Genomic DNA, 19,840 nt, shown 5'->3' on the forward strand with positions numbered 1-19,840 from the left:
CCCACTACGTACGCTGTACGTAACTAGGATGGTGGGGAGGTGATGATCAATGACGGGCCGAGCGGCCGAACCGGAAGTGATCTGGGCGCGCCCCGAGCGCGCGGGCCGTGGCCCGAAACCGGCGTACAGCAGGGCGGACATCGTGGCCGCCGCGGTGCGCATCGCCGACGCCGACGGCCTCGACGCGGTCTCCATGCGCCGGATCGCCGCCGACATCGGCTGCGGCACGATGTCGCTCTACAACTACGTGCCGCGCAAGGAGGACCTGTACGAGCTGATGGTCGACGCCATCAGCGGCGAGTACGAGCTCCCCGAGCCTCCGAGCGGCGACTGGCGCGCGGACATGCTCACCGTGGCCCGCCAGGCCCGGGGCATCTTGCACCGCCACCCCTGGGTGATCAGGCTGATGACGACCGGGTACGCCTTCGGACCCAACGCCCTGCGCTTCCTGGAAGGGTGTCTGGCCTGCCTCGACGGCCTCGACCTGCCGGGCGGCACCAAGATGGAGCTGATCGCGACGGTCAACGGCACCGTGATGACGATCGTCGCCAACGAACTCGCCCTCGCCGAGCGCGCCCGCGGACTGCCCTGGTCCGAGGAGCAGGAGCAGGCCGTGCGCGCGGCCTATCTGATGGGGCGACTCGCGGGCGGCGACTACCCCAGGCTCGCCGCGGTGTTCGGTGCGGCCGGAGTCGAACACCTCGCCCCCGAAGAGATCTTCGACCGGACGTTGGGGAGGGTGCTCGACTCCTTCGCCCCGGGGCGGGGGCCGTCCTAGAGCAGCGCGAACTGGCCCTCCGGGCCCTCCTCCTGATGGTCCAGTACGGAGGCGGGGCGGCGGGCCGCGTCCGGTACGGGCAGCACCCCGGCCTCGCGCAGCGCCCCCGGCGTCAGCAGCGGGCCCGCCGCGAGCGCCGCGCGCCGCGGCGCGAGCCGGCCGAGGAGAGCCAGGACCGTGATCAGCTCCAGGAGTTCGGAGGTCCACTCCTGCGGCCAGACCGCGGGCCCGATCGCCTCCAGACTGCCGGGCTCGGCTGGCGCGGTCCGGTGCGCGAACCACTGCTCGAGCATCCGTACGCCCCCGACGTGGAACTCCCACGCCTCCGCGGGTACGGGGGAGATCCTGCCCTCGCCGAGGCTCAGGGTCTCCTCCCCGGGCTCGTACGAGAGCGACGCGGGGCGGGCCGGGATCGCCGCGCGGACATAGGGGCGCCGGCCACCGGGCAACCGCGGCCGCTCGCCACCGCGGGCGCCCCGCAGCTGGATCTCCGTCAGCCGCCGGCCCAGCTCCACCCCCGCGGCCCAGACGGCGGGGTCCGCGGGGAGCGGGACGCGGCAGCCGGCGGGGGAGGGGCGGCCGGCCGCCAGGGCCCAGGCCAGTACGTCCTCCGGGGCGACCCGGCCTCCGTACCGTTCGCCCAGCAGCGGCAGCAGGCCGGGAGCGAGGTTCGGCTCCTCGCCGCCGGGGCGGCGGAAGAGCGGACGGATCCGGCCGGGGCGGCCCGCGGGGGAGCGGCCGTCGGGCAGCGCGGCGGTCACCAGGAGCGCCGGACCGGTGGGACCTGTGGGATCGGCGGCACCCGGCACGTACCCCTGCTCGACGGCGAAGAGCTGTCGCTCGTCGGCGACGCGCCACAGCTCCGGGCGGGCGATGTCGATGAGCCGGTGGTCGGGCAGCAGCCACTGCTCGTCGAACGGGCCGTGCGCGAGCCTGACCGGCTCCGGGCACGGCCCTGTCTCACGGGCGAGGCGGACGGTGCCGGTGCGCTGCCCGGGCAGCGCGGCCACGGAACTCGACGGCGTCCGTGCCCGGCTCGGCCGGAACAGCGCCTCGCGCTCGGCCGCGTCCGCCGCGACCAGCCGGTTCCAGCGCTCGCGCAGCGTGCGGACGTCGGGCGCCACGATCCAGGACCGGCCGAGCCGCATCGGCGCGACGGACCACGGCATCAGCTCGTCGAGGAGGGGCGCCTCGTCCGTCTGTACGTCTTCGGTCACGCCCCGCATGCTAGACACGCCACTCAGTGCGCCTCCACCGTCACCGTGAAGGAGAAACGGTCGCCCCGGTAGCGGATCCGGGCCACGTCCACCACACGCCCGTCCTCGTCGTAGGTGACGCCCGTGTAGTGCAGGATCGGCGAGAGCAGCGGGACCTGGAGCAGCGCCGCCGTCTCGGGGTCCGCGAGCCGGGCCTCGACGGTGTCCGTGATGCGGCTGATCCGGACCCCCATCACGTCCCGCAGCACCTTCGTCATCGGCCAGCGCTCCAGGTCGGCCGGGTCGAGACCGGCCGCGATCTCCGGACGTACCGCGTTCTGCGCCCAGTTCGTGGGCTCGCCGCTCTCCCCGTCGCGCCGCAGCCGCCTGTACGCGACGACCTCCGTCACATCGGGGAAGAACTCGGCGAGCTCGCCCGGCACCGGCTCGACGCCGTGGCCGAGCACGGTGGTCCGCTCGCCGGACTGCTGGGCCACGATCGCGTCGATCGAGCCGAGCAGCCGGCGCGGGGTGGAGCGCCGGGCGCCCGGCTCGATGAACGTGCCGCGCCGCCGGTGCCTGCTGATCAGGCCCTCCTCCTCCAGCTCCTTGAGGGCCTGGCGCATGGTCAGCACGCTCACGCCGTAGTGCGCGGCGAGCTGCTCCTCGGTGGGCAGCCGCAGCGAGGCGTCGGGCGTGCGGCCCAGTATGGAGGCGCGCAACGACTGCGAGACCTGATACCAGAGCGGAAGCTTGCGGTTCAGGATCAGCGAGTCGGGAGCGAAGGCGGTCACGGCGTTCTCCGTACGACGACTACGAGATCTACGACCGGACGCGTTTACGGCCGGAAGTGGCGCTCAAGACCCTGCCATACGTCGTCGTAGCCACTCTGCAGATGGTCGGCGTTCGCGGCCTGGCCGGTGGCCGTGACCGGCCAGCGGGTCTCGAACATGAAGGCGAGACCGTCGTCGATCTTCTGCGGCCTGAGCTCGGCGGCGCTGGCCTTGTCGAACGTCTCGCGGTCCGGGCCGTGCGCGGACATCATGTTGTGCAGCGAGCCGCCGCCCGGGACGAAGCCCCCTTCTCCAGCGGTCTTCGCGTCGTACGCGCCCTCGATGAGGCCCATGTACTCGCTCATCACGTTGCGGTGGAAGTACGGCGGCCGGAACGTGTCCTCGCCGACCAGCCAGCGCGGGGCGAAGACCACGAAGTCGACGCTCGCGAGACCGGGGGTGTCGGTCGGCGAGGTGAGCACCGTGAAGATCGACGGGTCCGGGTGGTCGTACGAGATCGTCCCGATGACATTGAAACGGTGCAGGTCGTAGACGTACGGGGTGTGGTTGCCGTGCCAGGCGACCACGTCGAGCGGGGAGTGGCCGTAGGTCGCGGACCAGAGGTTGCCGCAGTACTTGTTGACGACCTCGACCGGGCCCTCGACGTCCTCGTAGGCGGCGACGGGCGCGCGGAAGTCACGGGCGTTGGCCAGTCCGTTGGCGCCGATCGGGCCGAGGTCGGGGAGCTGGAAGGGCGCCCCGTAGTTCTCGCAGACGTACCCGCGGGCGCTCTCGTCGAGCAGTTCGACGCGGAAGCGGACCCCGCGGGGGATCAGCGCGACCTCGCCGGGGCGGGCGGCGAGCAGGCCCAGCTCGGTACGGAGCAGCAGGCCGCCGCGCTCGGGGACGATCAGCAGCTCGCCGTCGGCGTCGCTGAAGACCCGGTCCATGGAGGCGTTGGCGTGGTAGAGGTGCACGGCCATGCCGGTGCGCTGGGCGGTGTCACCGTTGCCGCCGAGCGTCCACATGCCGGCGAGCCAGTCCGTGCCCGGAGCCGGGTCGGGCAGCGGGTTCCAGCGCAGCCGGTTCGGGTCGGGAACCGTCTCGGTGAACGGTGCGGACCGCATGGCGCCGTTGTCGATCCGGGTGAACGGCGGGTGGGCCGCCGAGGGGCGGATCCGGTACAGCCACGAGCGGCGGTTGTGGGCGCGCGGCTCGGTGAACGCGCTGCCGCTCAGCTGCTCGGCGTACAGGCCGAGCGGGGCGCGCTGCGGCGAGTTGCGACCGTGCGGCAGCGCGCCGGGGACCGCCTCCGAGCTGTGCTCATTGCCGAATCCGGTGCTGTACGTCAGCGCCTCGGCTGTCTTCCGCGCCAGTTCCGTGGCCTGTTCCGTGGTCATCGCCCGCTCCTGTCCTGAGCCCGCAAGGGAATCCTATGGATGACCGTAGGATTCCGCGACCGCTCGCGTCAACGGGTCTCGATTCGACGAGATGCGTGCACGGGGGGTTCCAAAAGATGAACATTGCTCTACTCTCACGCGCATGTCGTGGACCCGCAGGCTCCTTGTCGCGCTCTCGGTCGTTCTCGCGGCGCTCGCCGCCGCCCTTGTCACCGCCCCCGGGGCCCAGGCCCACGAGGAACGGCCCGTCACCTTCCCCGACGGCTCCGGCAGCGTGCCGGCGCTGCGCACCGGGAAGCCCGATCTCCTGGTCTGCAAGACCGACCGGGCCGATTTCACCCGCCGAGTCGCCGGCTTCCCGGCCGAGGTGAAGGCCCGGAACCTGGCGCTCTTCGAGCGCTGCGCGCGCTCGGGATTCCGCCATCTCCAACAGGCCGTCGACGCCGTCGACCGGCCGGGGATGACCATCGCCGTGCTGCCCGGCCTGTACGAGGAGGAGCCCTCGCTGCCCGCGCCGACCGGCGCCTGCGCGTCCCTGAAGGCGCCGATGTCGGGGCTCGGCTACCAGATCCTGTCGTACGAGCAGCAGAAGCAGTGCCCGCACAACCAGAACATGGTCGCGATCCTCGGCAAGAAGAACCTCCAGATCGAGGGCACCGGCGCCTCACGCCTCGACGTCGTCTTCGACGCCAAGTACACCAAGCTCAACGCGATCCGGGCCGACGGGTCCGACGGGATCTACTTCCGCAACTTCACCGCCCAGCGCACCACCTTCAACTCGCTGTACGTCCTCGCGGCCGACGGCTTCGTCATCGACAACGTGCTGACCCGGTGGAACGACGAGTACGGCTTCCTCACCTTCGCCTCCGACCACGGCCTCTACAAGAACTGCGAGTCGTACGGCAACGGGGACTCCGGCATCTACCCCGGCTCGGCCTCCGACATCAACGACGGTCGCGGCTACGACGTCCCGCGCTACTCCATCGAGATCACCGGCTGCCGCAGCCACCACAACATGGTCGGCTACTCCGGCACGGCCGGGGACTCGGTGTGGGTCCACGACAACGAGTTCGACCACAACATGGGCGGCGCCTCCATGGACTCCGCCTTCCCCGGCCACCCCGGACTCCCGCAGAACCACGCCCGCCTCGAGCGGAACCTCATCCACGACAACAACGAGAACTACTACCGGTACGTCGCCGACGGCACCTGCGCCAAGCCGCCCGTCGAGCGGGGCTACGAGCAGGGCGTCGTCTGCCCGCAGATCTCCATGCCGCCCGGCACCGGCATCATCACCGCGGGCGGCAACTGGAACCTCTACGAGGACAACTGGGTGTACGGACACCAGCGCGCGGCCTTCTTCCTCAGCGCCGTCCCCGCCTTCATCCGGGGCGAGTCGGCCTGGGGCAAGCAGACCGACACCTCCCACCACAACCGCTACGCCGGCAACCACCTGGGCGTCGACAAGGCGGGCGCTTCCCGACCCAACCGTACGGACGTGTGGTGGGACGGCCAGGGCGGCGGCAACTGCTGGCAGGCCGACGCCGGGCCCTCGACCCCGGGCGCCCTGCCCACGTGCGGGACCCGCCGGGGCGAGGTCTCCGGGGACACCGACCGGCTCGTCGGCGAGCCGGCCAAGCTCGCCCATCTGCTGGTCTGCGCCGACTACAGCGTCCAGGCGCGGCGGCTGCCGGCCGGGTGCGACTGGTACGGGGCGCGGGGGATCCAGCGCGTCGAGACCCAGCTCGCGCTGGCGTTCGCGGTCGTCCTCGCCCTCGTGGGCGGCGCCCTGTGGTGGCGCAGGCTCCGCGGCAGCCGGCTCGCGGGCGCCGCGACCCTCGTGGGCCTCGCCGGCCTGGCCCTGGACGTGGCCGGCTCCACCCTGGGCCTGGCCTCCGGCCCCGTTCCCGCCCTGGCGCTGCTCCTGATCGGTGCCTGGTGGACGGCCCTGGGCCTGGCCCTCCGCCCCACCCGCCCCGCCTTCGCCTGGACCACCCTCGCCCTCGGCGCCCTCACCCTCCTCGACGCCTTCGACAAGGCGGTCCTGATGATCCCCTGGATCCCCCTGAGCCCCGCCTGGCTGCGCGGTCTCCTCGCGGTGGTGTGGGTCCTGTGGGCGGTGGTCGCGGCGGGCCGCCGCGCTCCCGGACACCCGACCGCCGAGGCCACGCCCGCGCGCGAGGCGAACGACATGGCGGCGTCGTGAGGGTGCGACTCACCAGGGCGGCGGCCCTCGCCGGGGTCGTCCTCGCCGTCGCCCTGAGCGCCGCCGGCTGCGGCGGGCGGCCCACCACCCATCACAAGCCGGGCACCAGCCACCAGGAGGCCACCGGCGCCAGTGGCACCCTGCTCGCGGCGAAGGACGAGGCCGGGCACCGGCTGCGGGAGGTGCCGGCCGAGGGCGCGCCCGCCGTACGGGTCGAGGCGCGGCCCGACACCGAAGGCGGCTGGAACATCCACCTCGCCGTGGAGAGGTTCCGCTTCACCCCGGAGAGCGTCGGCGGCGCGGCGATCCCGGGCCGGGGGTACGCCCGGCTCCTCGTCGACGGCAAGGAGACCGCGCGGGCCTACGGCCCCTGGCACCACGTCCCGCCCGGCGCCCGCACCGTGACCGTCCGCCTCCACGCGGACGACCACACCGCCTGGGCGGTCGCGGGCCGGCCGGTCGAGGCGACCGCCGCCCTGACGCCCACCACCCCCGCCGCCCCCGGCACGCCCACGACAGCCTCCACCCCGGCCGCGCCCAGCCCCGAGCCCGGCCGGACCGTCGAGATCACCGTCACCGGAACCTCCGTACAACCACCCCCCTCCCGCGTCGAGGTGAAGAAGGGCGAGCGCCTCACCCTCCGGGTCACCAGCGACCGCGCCGACACCCTCCACGTCCACGGCTACGACCGCGAACTCCCCCTCCTCCCCGGCAGACCCGCCTCCCTCACCCTCACCGCCGACCGCACCGGACTCTTCGAGGTCGAGACCCACGAGTCCGGACTCGTGCTGACCCAACTCGTCGTCCGGTGACCGCTCCCGCGCACCTCCTCGCCCACGGCGTCGGCTCCCAGCACGACCTCCCGCTCTCGCCCTTCTACGCCTACGCGGGCGCGTTCGCCGCGCTCTTCGTCTCCTTCCTCGCCCTGGGCCTCCTCTGGTCCTCCTCCCGCTTCCGCGGCGACCGGGCCGGCCGCCCCCTGCCCGCGGCCGTCCAGCGCCTCGCCGACGCCCCGGCCACCCGCACCGCCCTGCGGCTGACCGGCGCCGCCGCCGCCGTCACCGTCCTGCTCCACCTCCTCCTCGGGCCCGACGACCCCGACCGCAACCCCGCGCCCGGAGCCGTCTACGTCCTGCTCTGGGTCGGGATCGTCCCCGCCTCCCTCCTCCTCGGCCCCGTCTGGCGCCTCCTCAACCCCCTGCGCACCCTCCACGCCCTCCTTCCCGCTCCCCGCGACCCCCGGCCGCTGCCCGCAGGCCTCGGCATCCGGCCCGCGGCCGCGGGGCTCCTCCTCTTCGCCTGGCTCGAACTCGCCGCCCCCGACCCCGCGTCCACCACCACCCTCCTGTCGTTCCTCGCCGTCCACACGGCCGTCCAACTCCTGGGCGCCGCCCGCCACGGCGACCGCTGGTTCGCCCACGCCGACCCCTTCGAGGTCTACTCCTCCCTCCTCGCCCGGCTCTCCCCGCTCGGCCGCCGCGCCGACGGCCGCCTCGTCCTGCGCTCGCCCTTCAACGGCCTCGACTCCACCCCGCAGACCCCCGGTCTCCTCGCCACCGTCTGCGTCCTGCTCGGCTCCACCGCGTACGACGGCGTCTCCGACAACCCGCGCTGGATCACCACCCTCCAGACCTCCCCTCTCGGCCCGACCCTCACCGCGACCCTCGGACTGCTCGCCGCCGTCGCCCTCGTCGCCGCCCTCTACGGCCTGTGCGCAGGCACCCTGCGCCTCATGTCCCGCGCCCTCACCCACCCCCTCACGTCCTTCGCGCACTCCCTCCTTCCGATCGCCCTCGGCTACGCCGTCGCCCACTACTTCACACTCTTCGTCACCGAAGGACCACGTACCGTCATGATGGCAGCGGGCACTGACAACGCCCTCGCGCCCGCCCCGCCCCTGGCCCCCGGCGGCCTCGCCACCCTCCAGGTCGCCGCGATCGTCACCGGCCACGTCCTCGGCGTCGTCGCCGCGCACGACCGCTCCGTGCGCCTCTTCCCGCCGGCTCGGGCCGTGGCCGGCCAACTCCCGCTGTTCGCGCTGATGATCGCGTACACCCTCGGCGGCATCGGCCTGCTCATCGCCTGACCCGGACCAGGAACGGAGCGGCATCATGGACCCCGTGCCCCAGCCTCCCTCGCCCCGCCGTCCCCTCCGCCGCACCCCCGTCCAGCAGCGCAGCGCCGAGCGCCTCGCCCGGATCCTCGACGCCTGCGCCGAACTCCTCGAGGAAGCCGGCTACGAGCAGCTGAGCACCCGCGCCGTCGCCGTCCGCGCGGGCGTGCCCATCGGCTCCGTCTACCGCTTCTTCGGCAACAAGCGCGCCATGGCCGACGCCCTCGCCCACCGCAACCTCGACCGCTACGCCGAGCGGATCGCCGCCCGCCTCGCCGCGGCCGGGCAGGTCGACGCGTACGGCACGATCGACAGCGTCCTGGACGAGTACATCGCCATGAAGCGCACCGTCCCCGGCTTCGCGCTCGTCGACTTCGGCGTCCCCGCGCCCGCCACGGGCGAGTCGTCCGGCGCGAAGTCCGGCGCGAAGTCCCGCACAGGGTTCGGCGAAGAGTCCGGTGGCGGATCCGGTGACGGCTCCGGTGTCTACGCCAACCACCTCGTCGCCGACCGCCTCTGCGAGCTCCTCGCCACCCATCTCGGCCGCGTCGCCGACGACGCCCTGCGCCGCAAGGTGCTGGTCGGCGTCGAAACCGCCGACGCGCTGCTCCGGCTCGCCTTCCGCACGGATCCGTCCGGGGACCCCGCGCTCATCGCGGAGACCCGCGAGATCCTCTACGCCTACCTGGCACCCTCGCTGACATGACCCTCCCCAGCGTGCCTACCGGTCGGTATGCTCGCTGTTGCCCGCGTGCCACCGTCGCCGCCCCAGGGAGTCCGCCATGTCCACCGCCCTGCGCATCTGCCCGCTCTGCGAAGCCACCTGCGGGCTCACCCTGACCATCGAGGGCACCCGGGTCACCGGAGCCCGCGGGGACCGCGACGATGTCTTCAGCCAGGGCTTCATCTGCCCCAAGGGGGCCTCCTTCGGCGAGGTCGACGCCGACCCCGACCGGCTCACCGGACCTCTGGTCCGCAAGGACGGAGCCCTCCAGGAGGCCACCTGGGAGGAGGCGTTCGACACCATCGCCGCCCGGATCCGGCCACTGGTCGAGGAGTACGGGCCGAACGCGGTGGGTATCGTCCTCGGCAACCCCAACGTCCACACCATGGCCGGCGCCCTCTACCCGCCCCTGCTGATCGGTGCCCTGGGCACGCGGAACCTGTTCACCGCCTCCACGCTCGACCAGATGCCCAAGCACGTCTCCAGCGGGCTGCTCTTCGGTGACCCCTTCGCCATCCCCGTGCCCGACCTGGACCGCACCGCGCATCTGCTGATCCTCGGCGCCAACCCCCTGGACTCCAACGGAAGTCTCTGCACCGCCCCCGACTTCCCCGGCAAGCTCAAGGCGCTCCGCAAGCGGGGCGGCACCCTCACCGTCATCGACCCGCGCCGCACCCGTACGGCCAGGCTCGCCGACCGCCATGTCGCCATCCGCCCCGGCACCGACGCCCTCCTCCTCGCCGCGCTCGTCCACACCCTCTTCGAGGAGGACCTCACCGACCTCGGCACCCTCGCCGAGCACGTCGAGGGCGTGGAGGAAGTACGGGAAGCCGTACGGGAGTTCACGCCCGAGGCCGTCGCCGCCTCCTGTGACCTGAACGCCGCCACCATCCGTACCGTCGCCCGCGAACTCGCCGCCGCCCCCTCCGCCGCCGTCTACGGCCGGATGGGCAGCTCCACCGTCGCGTACGGCACCCTCGCCAACTGGCTCGTCGACGTCCTCAACGTCCTCACCGGCAACCTCGACCGCCCCGGCGGCGCGCTCTTCCCGCTCTCCGCCACCGCCCCCGCGCCCCGCCCGGCCGGACCCGGGAAGGGCTTCGCGCTCGGCCGCTGGAGCAGCCGCGTCTCCGGCCACCCCGAGGCCAAGGGCGAGTTCCCGATGGCCGCCCTCGCCGAGGAGATCGAGACCGAGGGCGAGGGCCGCATCCGTTCCGTGATCACCGTCGCCGCCAACCCCGTCCTGTCCGCGCCCGACGGGAGGCGCCTCGACGCCGCCCTGGACGCACTGGACTTCATGGTCGCCGTCGACCCGTACCTCAACGAGACCACCCGCCACGCCGACGTCGTCCTGCCCCCGCCGCCGCCCTCCCAGAGCGCCCACTTCGACTTCGCCTTCAACGGCTTCGCCGTCCGCAACCAGGCCCGCTTCAGCCCGGCCGCCGTCCCTCTGGAAGAGGGACGCATGGACGAGTGCGAGATCCACGCCCGGCTGATCCTCGCCGTCTCCGGGATGCACGGCGCCCCGCCCTCGGCCGTGGACGACCTCGCCATCAGCACCACGCTCGCCAAGGCCGTCACCCAGGAGCACTCGCCCCTCTTCGGGGGCGATCCGAAGGAGCAGGCCCGCCTCCTCGCCGGCCGCACAGGAGCCGAGCGGCGCCTCGACATGATGCTGCGCCTCGGCCCGTACGACCTCATCCTCGAAGACCTCCGCCAGGCACCCCACGGCATCGACCTCGGCCCGCTGAAGCCCCGCATCCCCCAGCTCCTCAAGACCCGCAGCGGCCGCGTCGAACTGCTGCCCGCGCCGATCGCCGCCGATCTGCCCCGGCTGCGCGCCGCGCTGTCCGCGGACCCGGCCGCACTTGTGCTCGTCGGCCGCCGCCACCTGCGGTCCAACAACAGCTGGCTGCACAACGCGCCGTCCCTCAACAGCGGTTCGAACCGATGCACGCTCCAGGTCCACCCGGACGACGCCGACCGTCTCGGCCTCGCCGACGGCAAGCCCGCCCGGATCGCGGCGGAGGGCGGCGAGCTGGAGGTCGAGGTGGAGATCACCGACGCCGTACGGAACGGGGTGGTGAGCCTGCCGCACGGCTGGGGCCACGACCGTCCCGGCACCCGCCTCGCGGTCGCCGCGGCCCGCCCCGGCGTCAACGTCAACCAGCTCCTCGACGGCACGCGGCTGGACCCGCTGTCCGGCACCGCCGTGCTCAACGGCTTCCCCGTGGACGTGGCACCCCTGCCGTGACCCCTGCTCTGACCTGGGTCTTTTGCTCGTATTGCTCACGCGTCAACATCTTGTTAACGGCTGAACAGGGCGCTTAACGTCATCGCCACCGCCGCTCCGGCGGCAGTTCAAGGGTGAACGTGAGGTGTCCTCCATGCTGACCGTCCTCGGCTTCGTCATGATCGCGACCTTCCTGGTCCTGATCATGATGAGGAAGATGTCGCCGATCGCGGCGCTCGTGCTGATTCCGGCGCTGTTCTGCGTGTTCGTCGGACAGGGCGCCCAGCTGGGCGACTACGTCCTCGAAGGGGTGGGCAAGCTCGCGCCCACCGCGGCGATGCTGATGTTCGCGATCGTCTACTTCGGCGTGATGATCGACGTCGGCCTCTTCGACCCGATCGTCCGGGGCATCCTGCGCTTCTGCAAGGCCGACCCTCTGCGGGTGGTCGTCGGTACGGCGGTGCTCGCCGCGATCGTCTCGCTCGACGGCGACGGCTCCACCACCTTCATGATCACCGTCTCGGCGATGTACCCGCTCTACAAGCGGCTCGGGATGAGCCTGGTCGTCATGACCGGTGTCGCCGCCACCGCCAACGGTGTCATGAACACCCTGCCCTGGGGCGGCCCCACCGCCCGCGCCGCGACCGCGCTCAAGCTGGACGCGGCCGACATCTTCGTCCCGATGATCCCGGCGCTCGGCGTGGGCCTGCTCTTCGTCTTCGTCCTCGCGTACGTCCTGGGCCTCCGCGAGCGCAAGCGCGTCGGCTACCTCTCCCTGGACGAGATCCTGGAGCCGGAGACCGAGACCGTCCTGGTGAAGGCCGGTGGCGGTTCGGACACCCCGAAGGCGTCCGGCGGCTCCGGCGACGCGCCCGGGCAGCCCGCGGAGGGCGAGGGCTTCCAGGGTCTCGACCCGAACCGTCCGACCCTGCGCCCCCGCCTCTACTGGTTCAACGCCGGTCTCACCGTCGCCCTGCTCGCCGCGATGATCCTCGAACTGCTGCCGATCCCGGTGCTCTTCCTGCTGGGCGCCGCGCTCGCGCTCACCGTCAACTACCCGAAGATGGCCGACCAGAAGGCCCGGATCGCCGCCCACGCGGACAACGTCCTGAACGTCGCCGGCATGGTCTTCGCCGCCGCCGTCTTCACCGGTGTCCTCACCGGCACCGGCATGGTCAAGCACATGGCCGACTGGCTCGTGGGAGCGATCCCCGAGGGCATGGGCCCGCACATGGCGCTGGTCACCGGTCTGCTCAGCCTCCCGCTCACGTACTTCATGTCGAACGACGGCTTCTACTTCGGCGTCCTGCCGGTCCTGGCGGAGGCGGGCGCGGCCCATGGCGTGTCCCCTCTGGAGATCGCCCGCGCCTCGCTCGTCGGCCAGGCCCTGCACATGTCGAGCCCGCTGGTCCCGGCCGTGTACGTCCTCGTCGGCATGGCGAAGGTCGAGTTCGGCGACCACACCAGGTTCACGGTCAAGTGGGCGGCGCTGACGTCGCTGGTGGTTCTCGCGGCCGGAATGCTCTTCGGGATCATCTGACGCGGACCCTGACGCGGACCCTGACGCGGACTCCCCACGCGAACTCCCCAAGCCCCGGTCACGCCGCGTGACCGGGGCTTGGGGCCGTCCGGGGGACATCGGGATTCCGTGCGGCGTTGCGACACCCTCGGTGGTGATGCGGTGACGGAAAGTCAGATTATCGGTTTATCCGTCCGACGTCTTCACGACTGGAGGAACCCCCGCATGACCGCTCTGGCTGTCCGTCCCCTGCTGTCCACCGCCGTCGCGACCCTCGCCCTGAGTGGCGTGGCCCTGGCCGGCGCCCCCGCAGCGTTCGCGGCTCCCGGCGACAACGGCGACATCAAGATCCACAGGAAGGGCACTGTCGAGCCCGATCAGAGCAACCACCCCAAGGTCTGCGAGTTCCACATCGCGGCCTTCAACTTCGACGGTCTCCAGCAGGTCCACTGGGAGATCTTCAACCAGCCGGGGAGCGGCCCCTTCGTGCGGGAGGGCGACATCACCCTCGACCCCTCGGGTGACGGCTACACCACGGACATGACGCTCCCCGACGGCATGTACAAGGTCGAGTGGACCTTCATGGGCCAGCAGGGCGCCAAGAAGAGCAAGGTCTTCAAGGTCGAGTGCGAGAACGGCAACGGCGGAAACGGCTCCACGAAGCCCCCGCACCACAAGCCTCCGCACCACAAGCCCCCGCACGGTCCGGTCGGCGCGGGTGGTGGCGGCAGTGCCGACACCACGGGCACCGACTCCTCCGCCTTCGGCGTCGGATCGGCCCTCGCCGCCGGCCTCGCGGGCACGGCCGGCCTGATCCTCATCCGTCGGTCGCGCCGCCGCACCGATGGCGCCGCGTAGGTCCCGTTTCACGCGCAGGCAGCGGCGCCTCCTCCGGCTCACCCGGACGGTGGTGGTGACCCTGTCGCTGGTCGTCGGCGGCATCTGGTGGGCCCAGGACGGGGAACCGTCGGGTCCACCGGTCGCCGCCGGCCCGGCCACGGCCTCGGGTGCCGCCGCCCCTGCCGTACCCGGGCAGCACCCCGACCAGAAGCCGAAGACGCAGCCCAGGCCCGAGGCTCCGGCGAAGGCGAAGGCGAAGCCCACGCCCCCGCCCAAGCCGAAGCCGCCGCCCGAGCCTCTGGCCCGCTCGCGCGCCACCAGGATCGCAGTCCCGGCGATCACCATCGAGGCCCCGGTGATGGACCTGAGGCTCGACGGGTCCGGACAGCTCGGCACACCGCCGGTCGACAACCCCCGGATCGTCGGCTGGTACGAGGGCGGCCCCGCCCCAGGCGAACGCGGAACGGCCATCGTCGTCGGCCACCGCGACACCCGTACCGGGCCCGCCATCTTCCTCAACCTCAACTCGCTCGCCCCTGGCAACACCGTCCGGGTCGCCCGCGCCGACGGCCGGGTCGCCGTCTTCACGGTCGACAAGGTCCGCACCTACACGAAGGCGGAGTTCCCCGACGGTGAGGTGTACGGCTCCACGGGACGCCCGGAGCTGAGACTGCTCACCTGCGGCGGATCGTTCGACCCCAAGAAGGGGTACGCGTCGAACGTCGTCGTCTTCGCCCACCTCACGGACGTCGACCGCGAGATCTGACGCGCCCGCCGCCCTGTCGAACCCCTCGGCCGCCTCCCCGACGCGGCCGAGGGGTCGTCGGCGTGTCGGTACGTCGGCATACGCGGCGCGAGCGCTGTCCGGAACGCCCGTCGACAGGGGTGCGCGCCGGGCTGCAGGATCGGGAGGCGGCGGCTCTGGCGCCCAAAAACTAACAGCGCTAGTTTGGGTCCCGGACGACGAACCGGCCGGTGACGAGAGACCGAAGGACCGAAGGAGCAGCGGATGAAGAGCCACGACGCGATGTACATCGGCGGGGAGTGGCGCCCCGCCGCCTCCTCCGACACCATCCCGGTCATCAACCCGGCCGACGAGCAGGTCATCGGCCAGGTCCCGGCCGGCACCGCCGAGGACGTCGACGCCGCCGTGCGCGCCGCCCGCGCCGCGTTCCCCGCATGGGCCGCCACCCCGCCCGCCGAGCGGGCCGCCCGGATCGCCGCGCTGCGCGACGCGCTCGCGGCCCGCGCCGAGGAGATCGCCGCCACGGTCACCGCCGAGCTCGGCGCCCCGCCCCAGTTCGCCGCCGCCGTCCACACCGGCCTGCCGATCGCCGTCGCCGGATCGTACGCGGAGCTCGCCGCCACCCACTCCTTCGAGGAGAAGGTCGGCAACTCCACCGTCTGCGCCGAGCCCGTCGGCGTCGTCGGCGCGATCACCCCGTGGAACTACCCGCTCCACCAGATCGTCGCCAAGGTCGCCCCCGCGCTCGCCGCCGGCTGCACCGTCGTCCTCAAGCCCGCCGAGGACACCCCGCTGACCGCCCAGCTCTTCGCCGAGGCCGTGCACGCGGCGGACCTCCCCGCCGGGGTCTTCAACCTCGTCACCGGCCTCGGCCCGGTCGTCGGCCAGGCGCTCGCCGAGCACGCGGACGTGGACCTGGTCTCCTTCACCGGCTCCACCGCCGTCGGCAAGCGGATCGGCGCCCTCGCCGGAGGCGCCGTCAAGCGGGTCGCCCTGGAGCTGGGCGGCAAGTCCGCCAACGTCATCCTGCCGAGCGCCGACCTCGGCAAGGCCGTCGCCGTCGGCATCGCCAACGTCATGTCCAACTCCGGCCAGACGTGCAGCGCCTGGACCCGGATGCTCGTCCACACCGACCAGTACGACGAGGCGGTGGCCCTCGCCGTCGAGGCCGTCGCCAAGTACGTTCCCGGCGAGCGCGTCGGCCCCCTCGTCAACGCCAAGCAGCAGCAGCGCGTGCGCGGCTACATCGAGAAGGGCGTGGCCGAGGGCGCCCGTATCGTCGCGGGCGGCCCCGAAGCCCCGTGGAAGACCGGCTACTACGTCTCGCCGACCGTCTTCGCCGACGTCACCCCGCAGATGACCATCGCCCAGGAGGAGATCTTCGGCCCGGTCGTCTCGATCATCCGGTACGAGGACGAGGCCGACGCCCTCGCCATCGCCAACGGGACCGTGTACGGGCTCGCCGGCGCCGTCTGGGGCGAACCGGAGGCGGCCGTCGCCTTCGCCCGCCGTATGGACACCGGCCAGGTCGACATCAACGGCGGCCGTTTCAACCCGCTGGCCCCGTTCGGCGGTTACAAGCAGTCGGGTGTGGGCCGCGAACTCGGCGCGCACGGCCTCGCCGAGTACCTCCAGACCAAGTCCCTCCAGTTCTGACCGGCCGAGGCGTACGAGGAGCAAGAGGAGCAAGAGGAGCAATGAGCGTGGTCCGCGCCGCAGTTCTGCCCGCCGTCGGCTCTCCCCTGGAGATCACCGGCATCGTCCTCCCCGAGCCGGGACCCGGACAGGTCCGGGTCCGCCTCGCCGCCGCCGGGGTCTGCCACTCCGACCTGTCCCTCTCCAACGGGACCATGCGGGTGCCCGTCCCGGCCGTCCTCGGCCACGAGGGCGCCGGCACGGTCGTCTCCGTCGGCGAGGGCGTCACACACGTCGCGCCTGGCGACGGCGTCGTCCTCAACTGGGCGCCGTCCTGCGGCTCCTGCCATCCCTGCTCGCTCGGCGAGGTCTGGCTCTGCGCCGACGCGCTGACCGGGGCCGCGAACATACACGCCACCACCGAGGGCGGCACGGAACTCCACCCCGGCCTCAACGTGGCCGCCTTCGCCGAGGAGACCGTCGTCGCCGCGGGCTGCGTCCTGCCCGTCCCGGACGGGGTCCCGCTCACGGACGCCGCCCTGCTCGGCTGCGCGGTGCTCACCGGCTGGGGCGCGATCCACCACTCGGCCCGGGTACGGCAGGGCGAGTCCGTCGCCGTCTTCGGCGTCGGGGGCGTGGGTCTGGCCACGCTCCAGGCCGCCCGCATCGCGGGCGCCGGGCCGATCGTCGCGGTCGACGTCTCGCCCGAGAAGGAGGCCCTGGCACGGGCCGCCGGGGCGACCGAGTACGTCGTCGCCTCCGACACCACCGCCAAGGAGATCCGGAGGCTGACCGGCGGCCAGGGCGCCGACGTGTCCGTCGAGTGCGTCGGCCGCGCCGCCACCATCCGTACCGCCTGGGACTCCACCCGGCGCGGCGGCCGCACCACGGTCGTCGGCATCGGCGGCAAGGACCAGCAGGTCACCTTCAACGCCCTGGAGCTCTTCCACTGGGGCCGCACGCTGTCCGGCTGCGTCTACGGCAACTCCGACCCGGCCCAGGACCTGCCCGTCCTCGCCGAGCACATCCGGGCCGGCCGCCTCGACCTGGGCGCACTGGTCACCGAACGGATCACCCTGGACGGCATCCCGGGCGCCTTCGACAACATGCTCGCCGGCAAGGGCGGCCGCGCTCTCGTCGTCTTCCCGTAGCGGCTCGTGGCCGACGGCGGTGCCGGGCGGGAGCGCATCGCTCCCGCCCGGCGCCTCGCCGCCGAGGGCAGGCCGTCGGTGACGGTCAGACGGTCTCCACCGCTTCGGGGGTCGGCCGCGTCCGCGGGCGGGAGCGCGAGACCGTCACGCCCGCCAGGCAGAGCGCCCCGCCCGCGAGGGTCAGCGGCCCCGGCAGCTCACCGAGGAGCATCCACGCCATGACGACCACGATCGCCGGCACGGCGTACGTCGTCGCGCCCATCCGGCCCGCGGTCGTACGGGCCAGGGCGTAGGCCCAGGTCGTGAAGGCGAGGGCGGTCGGGAACACCCCGAGGTAGACCATGTTCAGGGTCGCGGAGAGTGGCGCCCGGCTCGCCTCGTCGACCAGCTGCCCGGCGAAGGGCAGACACGCGACCGTACCGACCAGACACCCGAAGGTCGTCACCTGAAGGGCGCTGCCGTGGGCAAGGGCGGGCTTCTGCGCGACGACACCACCGGCGTACGCGACCGCCGCCAGCAGGCAGAGCACGACGCCCAGGACCGAGGCGTGGCCCTCGCCGGACATCGACAGCCCGACGGCGACGGCACCGGCGAAGGACACCGCCATGCCCGCGAGCAGCCGGGGCGGCAGCTTCTCGCCCAGGAAGCGGGCACCGAGCAGCGCGATCAGGATGGGCCCGATGTTCACGACCATCGCGGCCGTGCCCGCGTCGACCTCCTGCTCGCCCCAGTTGAGCACCACCATGTACGCGCCGAACCACAGCAGCCCGGAGACCGCGATCCCCGGCCACGCCGCCCGGTGCGGCAGCCCCTCGCGCCGTATCAGCAGGACGGCCCCGAGGACGAGAGACCCGGCGAGCAGCCGCCCGAGGGCGAGCGCCCCGGGGGAGTAGGCGGCCCCGGCGCTGCGGATCGAGACGAAGGCGGAGGCCCACAGGACGACGGTGACACCGGCGGCGGCGAGCGCCAGGCGTGAGGTGGCGCGAGAGGTGGTCATGGGGCGACCGTAGGTCCTTGACCGTTCGGCGCTCACCGCAATATCGCCGGCTCGATGCCCAGCGCCTCTTGCAGCGCCCGCTCCCCGTCGGGGGTCACCTTCACGGCGCGTTCGGACCCGATCCGTACGCACCAGCCGCTGTCCAGAGCGTGGCGGCACAGCGCAGCGCCCGCGATCCCCGCGAGATGCGGCTTGCGCTCGGTCCAGTCGAGACAGCCCCGGGCGACGGGCCGCCGCCCCCTGGCCTCCAGGGCGATGCCCCGCTCCCCGAACCACTCGACACCCCGGTCGGTCAGCGCGAACCCCGTGTCCTGCCGGAGCAGTCCGCGGACGGTCATCGCCTCGGTGATCGCGATCCCGAGCCGTCCGGCGAGATGGTCGTAGCAGGTACGGCCCCGTGCCATCGCCTGCCCCGAGCTCGCGGCCCGCAGCGTCCGCGGCGGCTCCTTGACGGCGGGCTCGGCGCGGGCCGCCAGGTCCTCGACCAGATGCGCGATCCCCGGATCGGCGAGGCGCACGTAACGGTGCCTGCCCTGTCGCTCCTCCGCGAGCACCCCTCCGGCGACGAGCTTCCCGAGGTGCTCACTGGCGGTGGACGGCGCCACGCGCGCGTGCCGGGCGAGCTCCCCGGCGGTCCACGCCCGCCCGTCGAGCAGGGCGAGCAGGAAGGCGGCGCGGGTCTCGTCGGCGAACAGGGCGGCGAGGGCGGCGAGGTCTCTGGGTGCCATGGGACCAGGGTGCCGCAGTCACCGTTCGGCGGCGGCCGAAACGTCCTGCTGCCGCTCGCGGTGCCGCGACGGCCCGGTCACGAGGAACTCCGCGCCGCCCACTGCCCCCGTACCCCTGCCTCGTACTGCAGCGCCAAGCCGTCGAGCAGCGCCCGCAGCCCCGTGTCGAACGCGCCCTCGTCGACCTTCTTCCGGTGCTCGGCCAGGAGGTGCGCCTGGCCGAGGTGGGGGTAGTCGGCCGGGTCGTAGGCCGTCTCGTCGTCGACGAAGCCGCGCGCGAACGAACCCAGCGCCGAGCCCGTGACGAAGTACCGCATCAGCGCGCCGATGTACGTCGCCTGGGCCGGGGGCCAGCCGGCGCGGACCATCGCGCCGAAGACCGCGTCGGCCACGCGCAGACCGGCCGGGCGGCGGCCGGGGCCCTGGGCGAGGACCGGGACGATGTTCGGGTGGTCGGCGAGGGCGGCGCGATAGGAGGCTGCCCAGTCGTGCAGGGCCGTGCGCCAGTCGCGCTCGTCGTCCTCCGCGAACATCGACAGATCGATCTTCGCGCTGACCGCGTCCGCGACGGCGTCGAGGATCTCGTCCTTCGTGCGGAAGTGGTTGTAGAGGGACGGGCCGCTCACCCCGAGCTCGGCCGCGAGCCGCCGCGTCGAGACCGCGGCGAGGCCCTCCGCGTCCACGAGCGCGCTCGCCGTCTCGACGATCCGGTCTCTGCTGAGGAGGGGCTTGCGCGGTCGGGCCATGGCGCACATAGTAGGCCTGCGCACTGGAAACTAGCAGTGCTAATTTAAAGCCTCCG

At 72.9% G+C, this 19,840-nt stretch carries 17 protein-coding genes; 11 read left to right on the top strand and 6 right to left on the bottom strand.

Annotated elements, in window-relative coordinates; translation table 11 throughout:
* Positions 1-49: 49 nt before the first annotated feature.
* The gene (locus FDM97_RS11375) at positions 50-778 is read left to right on the top strand and encodes a TetR/AcrR family transcriptional regulator (RefSeq protein ID WP_137990288.1); all 729 of its coding nucleotides are present in this window, start codon (positions 50-52) and stop codon (positions 776-778) included.
* On the opposite strand, the gene FDM97_RS11380 is transcribed toward FDM97_RS11375, so the two are convergent.
* The 3 genes from FDM97_RS11380 to hmgA are packed head-to-tail and all read right to left on the bottom strand — an operon-like array spanning position 775 to position 4,147.
* Positions 775-2,004 carry a type ISP restriction/modification enzyme gene (locus FDM97_RS11380; protein WP_137994775.1) on the bottom strand — a complete coding sequence of 410 codons (1,230 nt, stop codon included), beginning with the start codon at positions 2,002-2,004 and terminating at the stop codon, positions 775-777. The genes FDM97_RS11375 and FDM97_RS11380 overlap by 4 nt on opposite strands.
* A gap of 14 nt (positions 2,005-2,018) precedes the next feature.
* The gene (locus FDM97_RS11385; protein WP_137990289.1) at positions 2,019-2,768 is read right to left on the bottom strand and encodes a GntR family transcriptional regulator; all 750 of its coding nucleotides are present in this window, start codon (positions 2,766-2,768) and stop codon (positions 2,019-2,021) included.
* 44 nt (positions 2,769-2,812) lie between these two features.
* Positions 2,813-4,147 (bottom strand): homogentisate 1,2-dioxygenase, encoded by a 1,335-nt coding sequence (hmgA, locus tag FDM97_RS11390; RefSeq protein WP_137990290.1) that lies wholly within the window; start codon positions 4,145-4,147, stop codon positions 2,813-2,815.
* Positions 4,148-4,289: 142 nt separating this feature from the next.
* Between hmgA and FDM97_RS11395 the strand changes: the two genes are divergently transcribed.
* From FDM97_RS11395 to FDM97_RS11440, 10 genes are all read left to right on the top strand, one after another.
* Positions 4,290-6,353, top strand: coding sequence for a right-handed parallel beta-helix repeat-containing protein (locus tag FDM97_RS11395; protein ID WP_137990291.1), 2,064 nt, complete (start codon positions 4,290-4,292; stop codon positions 6,351-6,353).
* Positions 6,354-6,355: 2 nt separating this feature from the next.
* Positions 6,356-7,165 (top strand): cupredoxin domain-containing protein, encoded by an 810-nt coding sequence (locus FDM97_RS11400; protein WP_137990292.1) that lies wholly within the window; start codon positions 6,356-6,358, stop codon positions 7,163-7,165.
* Positions 7,162-8,439 (top strand): hypothetical protein, encoded by a 1,278-nt coding sequence (locus tag FDM97_RS11405; RefSeq protein ID WP_137990293.1) that lies wholly within the window; start codon positions 7,162-7,164, stop codon positions 8,437-8,439. Before FDM97_RS11400 ends, FDM97_RS11405 begins: the two co-directional genes overlap by 4 nt.
* Positions 8,440-8,464: 25 nt before the next feature.
* Entirely contained in the window at positions 8,465-9,172 is a 708-nt protein-coding gene (locus FDM97_RS11410) for a TetR/AcrR family transcriptional regulator (RefSeq protein ID WP_137990294.1), read from the top strand.
* Positions 9,173-9,248: 76 nt separating this feature from the next.
* Positions 9,249-11,444 (top strand): molybdopterin-dependent oxidoreductase, encoded by a 2,196-nt coding sequence (locus tag FDM97_RS11415; RefSeq protein WP_137990295.1) that lies wholly within the window; start codon positions 9,249-9,251, stop codon positions 11,442-11,444.
* Between the two features lie 133 nt (positions 11,445-11,577).
* Positions 11,578-12,963: a CitMHS family transporter gene (locus FDM97_RS11420; RefSeq protein ID WP_137990296.1), complete on the top strand. Its 1,386-nt coding sequence runs from the start codon at positions 11,578-11,580 to the stop codon at positions 12,961-12,963.
* Positions 12,964-13,167: 204 nt separating this feature from the next.
* Positions 13,168-13,800: a hypothetical protein gene (locus tag FDM97_RS11425; protein ID WP_137990297.1), complete on the top strand. Its 633-nt coding sequence runs from the start codon at positions 13,168-13,170 to the stop codon at positions 13,798-13,800.
* Positions 13,787-14,548 (top strand): class F sortase, encoded by a 762-nt coding sequence (locus FDM97_RS11430; RefSeq protein WP_137990298.1) that lies wholly within the window; start codon positions 13,787-13,789, stop codon positions 14,546-14,548. Before FDM97_RS11425 ends, FDM97_RS11430 begins: the two co-directional genes overlap by 14 nt.
* 243 nt (positions 14,549-14,791) lie before the next feature.
* A complete protein-coding gene (locus FDM97_RS11435; RefSeq protein WP_137990299.1) occupies positions 14,792-16,183 on the top strand; it encodes an aldehyde dehydrogenase family protein in 1,392 nt (463 codons plus the stop codon).
* A 47-nt stretch (positions 16,184-16,230) separates the two neighbouring features.
* Positions 16,231-17,313: a Zn-dependent alcohol dehydrogenase gene (locus FDM97_RS11440; RefSeq protein ID WP_175439389.1), complete on the top strand. Its 1,083-nt coding sequence runs from the start codon at positions 16,231-16,233 to the stop codon at positions 17,311-17,313.
* An 85-nt stretch (positions 17,314-17,398) separates the two neighbouring features.
* Here the strand turns inward: FDM97_RS11440 and FDM97_RS11445 are convergent, their stop codons facing one another.
* The 3 genes from FDM97_RS11445 to FDM97_RS11455 all read right to left on the bottom strand — a co-directional run bounded on the left by FDM97_RS11445 (position 17,399) and on the right by FDM97_RS11455 (position 19,784).
* On the bottom strand, positions 17,399-18,310 hold the full coding sequence (locus FDM97_RS11445) for a DMT family transporter (RefSeq protein ID WP_137990301.1): 912 nt from the start codon (positions 18,308-18,310) through the stop codon (positions 17,399-17,401).
* A 32-nt stretch (positions 18,311-18,342) separates the two neighbouring features.
* The gene (locus tag FDM97_RS11450) at positions 18,343-19,038 is read right to left on the bottom strand and encodes an ArsR/SmtB family transcription factor (RefSeq protein WP_137990302.1); all 696 of its coding nucleotides are present in this window, start codon (positions 19,036-19,038) and stop codon (positions 18,343-18,345) included.
* Between the two features lie 77 nt (positions 19,039-19,115).
* Positions 19,116-19,784: a TetR/AcrR family transcriptional regulator gene (locus FDM97_RS11455; protein ID WP_137990303.1), complete on the bottom strand. Its 669-nt coding sequence runs from the start codon at positions 19,782-19,784 to the stop codon at positions 19,116-19,118.
* Between the last annotated feature and the right edge of the window lie 56 nt (positions 19,785-19,840).

It is taken from the genome of Streptomyces vilmorinianum (assembly GCF_005517195.1).
GTDB lineage: Bacteria > Actinomycetota > Actinomycetes > Streptomycetales > Streptomycetaceae > Streptomyces > Streptomyces vilmorinianum.

Bases quoted from the DNA above. Each gene is read 5' to 3' on its own strand.
- FDM97_RS11375 (WP_137990288.1), top strand. From the start codon at position 50: ATGACGGGCCGAGCGGCCGAACCGGAAGTGATCTGGGCGCGCCCCGAG.
- FDM97_RS11380 (WP_137994775.1), bottom strand. From the start codon at position 2,004: ATGCGGGGCGTGACCGAAGACGTACAGACGGACGAGGCGCCCCTCCTC.
- hmgA (WP_137990290.1), bottom strand. From the start codon at position 4,147: ATGACCACGGAACAGGCCACGGAACTGGCGCGGAAGACAGCCGAGGCG.
- FDM97_RS11395 (WP_137990291.1), top strand. From the start codon at position 4,290: ATGTCGTGGACCCGCAGGCTCCTTGTCGCGCTCTCGGTCGTTCTCGCG.
- FDM97_RS11410 (WP_137990294.1), top strand. From the start codon at position 8,465: ATGGACCCCGTGCCCCAGCCTCCCTCGCCCCGCCGTCCCCTCCGCCGC.
- FDM97_RS11415 (WP_137990295.1), top strand. From the start codon at position 9,249: ATGTCCACCGCCCTGCGCATCTGCCCGCTCTGCGAAGCCACCTGCGGG.
- FDM97_RS11420 (WP_137990296.1), top strand. From the start codon at position 11,578: ATGCTGACCGTCCTCGGCTTCGTCATGATCGCGACCTTCCTGGTCCTG.
- FDM97_RS11425 (WP_137990297.1), top strand. From the start codon at position 13,168: ATGACCGCTCTGGCTGTCCGTCCCCTGCTGTCCACCGCCGTCGCGACC.
- FDM97_RS11430 (WP_137990298.1), top strand. From the start codon at position 13,787: ATGGCGCCGCGTAGGTCCCGTTTCACGCGCAGGCAGCGGCGCCTCCTC.
- FDM97_RS11435 (WP_137990299.1), top strand. From the start codon at position 14,792: ATGAAGAGCCACGACGCGATGTACATCGGCGGGGAGTGGCGCCCCGCC.
- FDM97_RS11445 (WP_137990301.1), bottom strand. From the start codon at position 18,310: ATGACCACCTCTCGCGCCACCTCACGCCTGGCGCTCGCCGCCGCCGGT.
- FDM97_RS11450 (WP_137990302.1), bottom strand. From the start codon at position 19,038: ATGGCACCCAGAGACCTCGCCGCCCTCGCCGCCCTGTTCGCCGACGAG.
- FDM97_RS11455 (WP_137990303.1), bottom strand. From the start codon at position 19,784: ATGGCCCGACCGCGCAAGCCCCTCCTCAGCAGAGACCGGATCGTCGAG.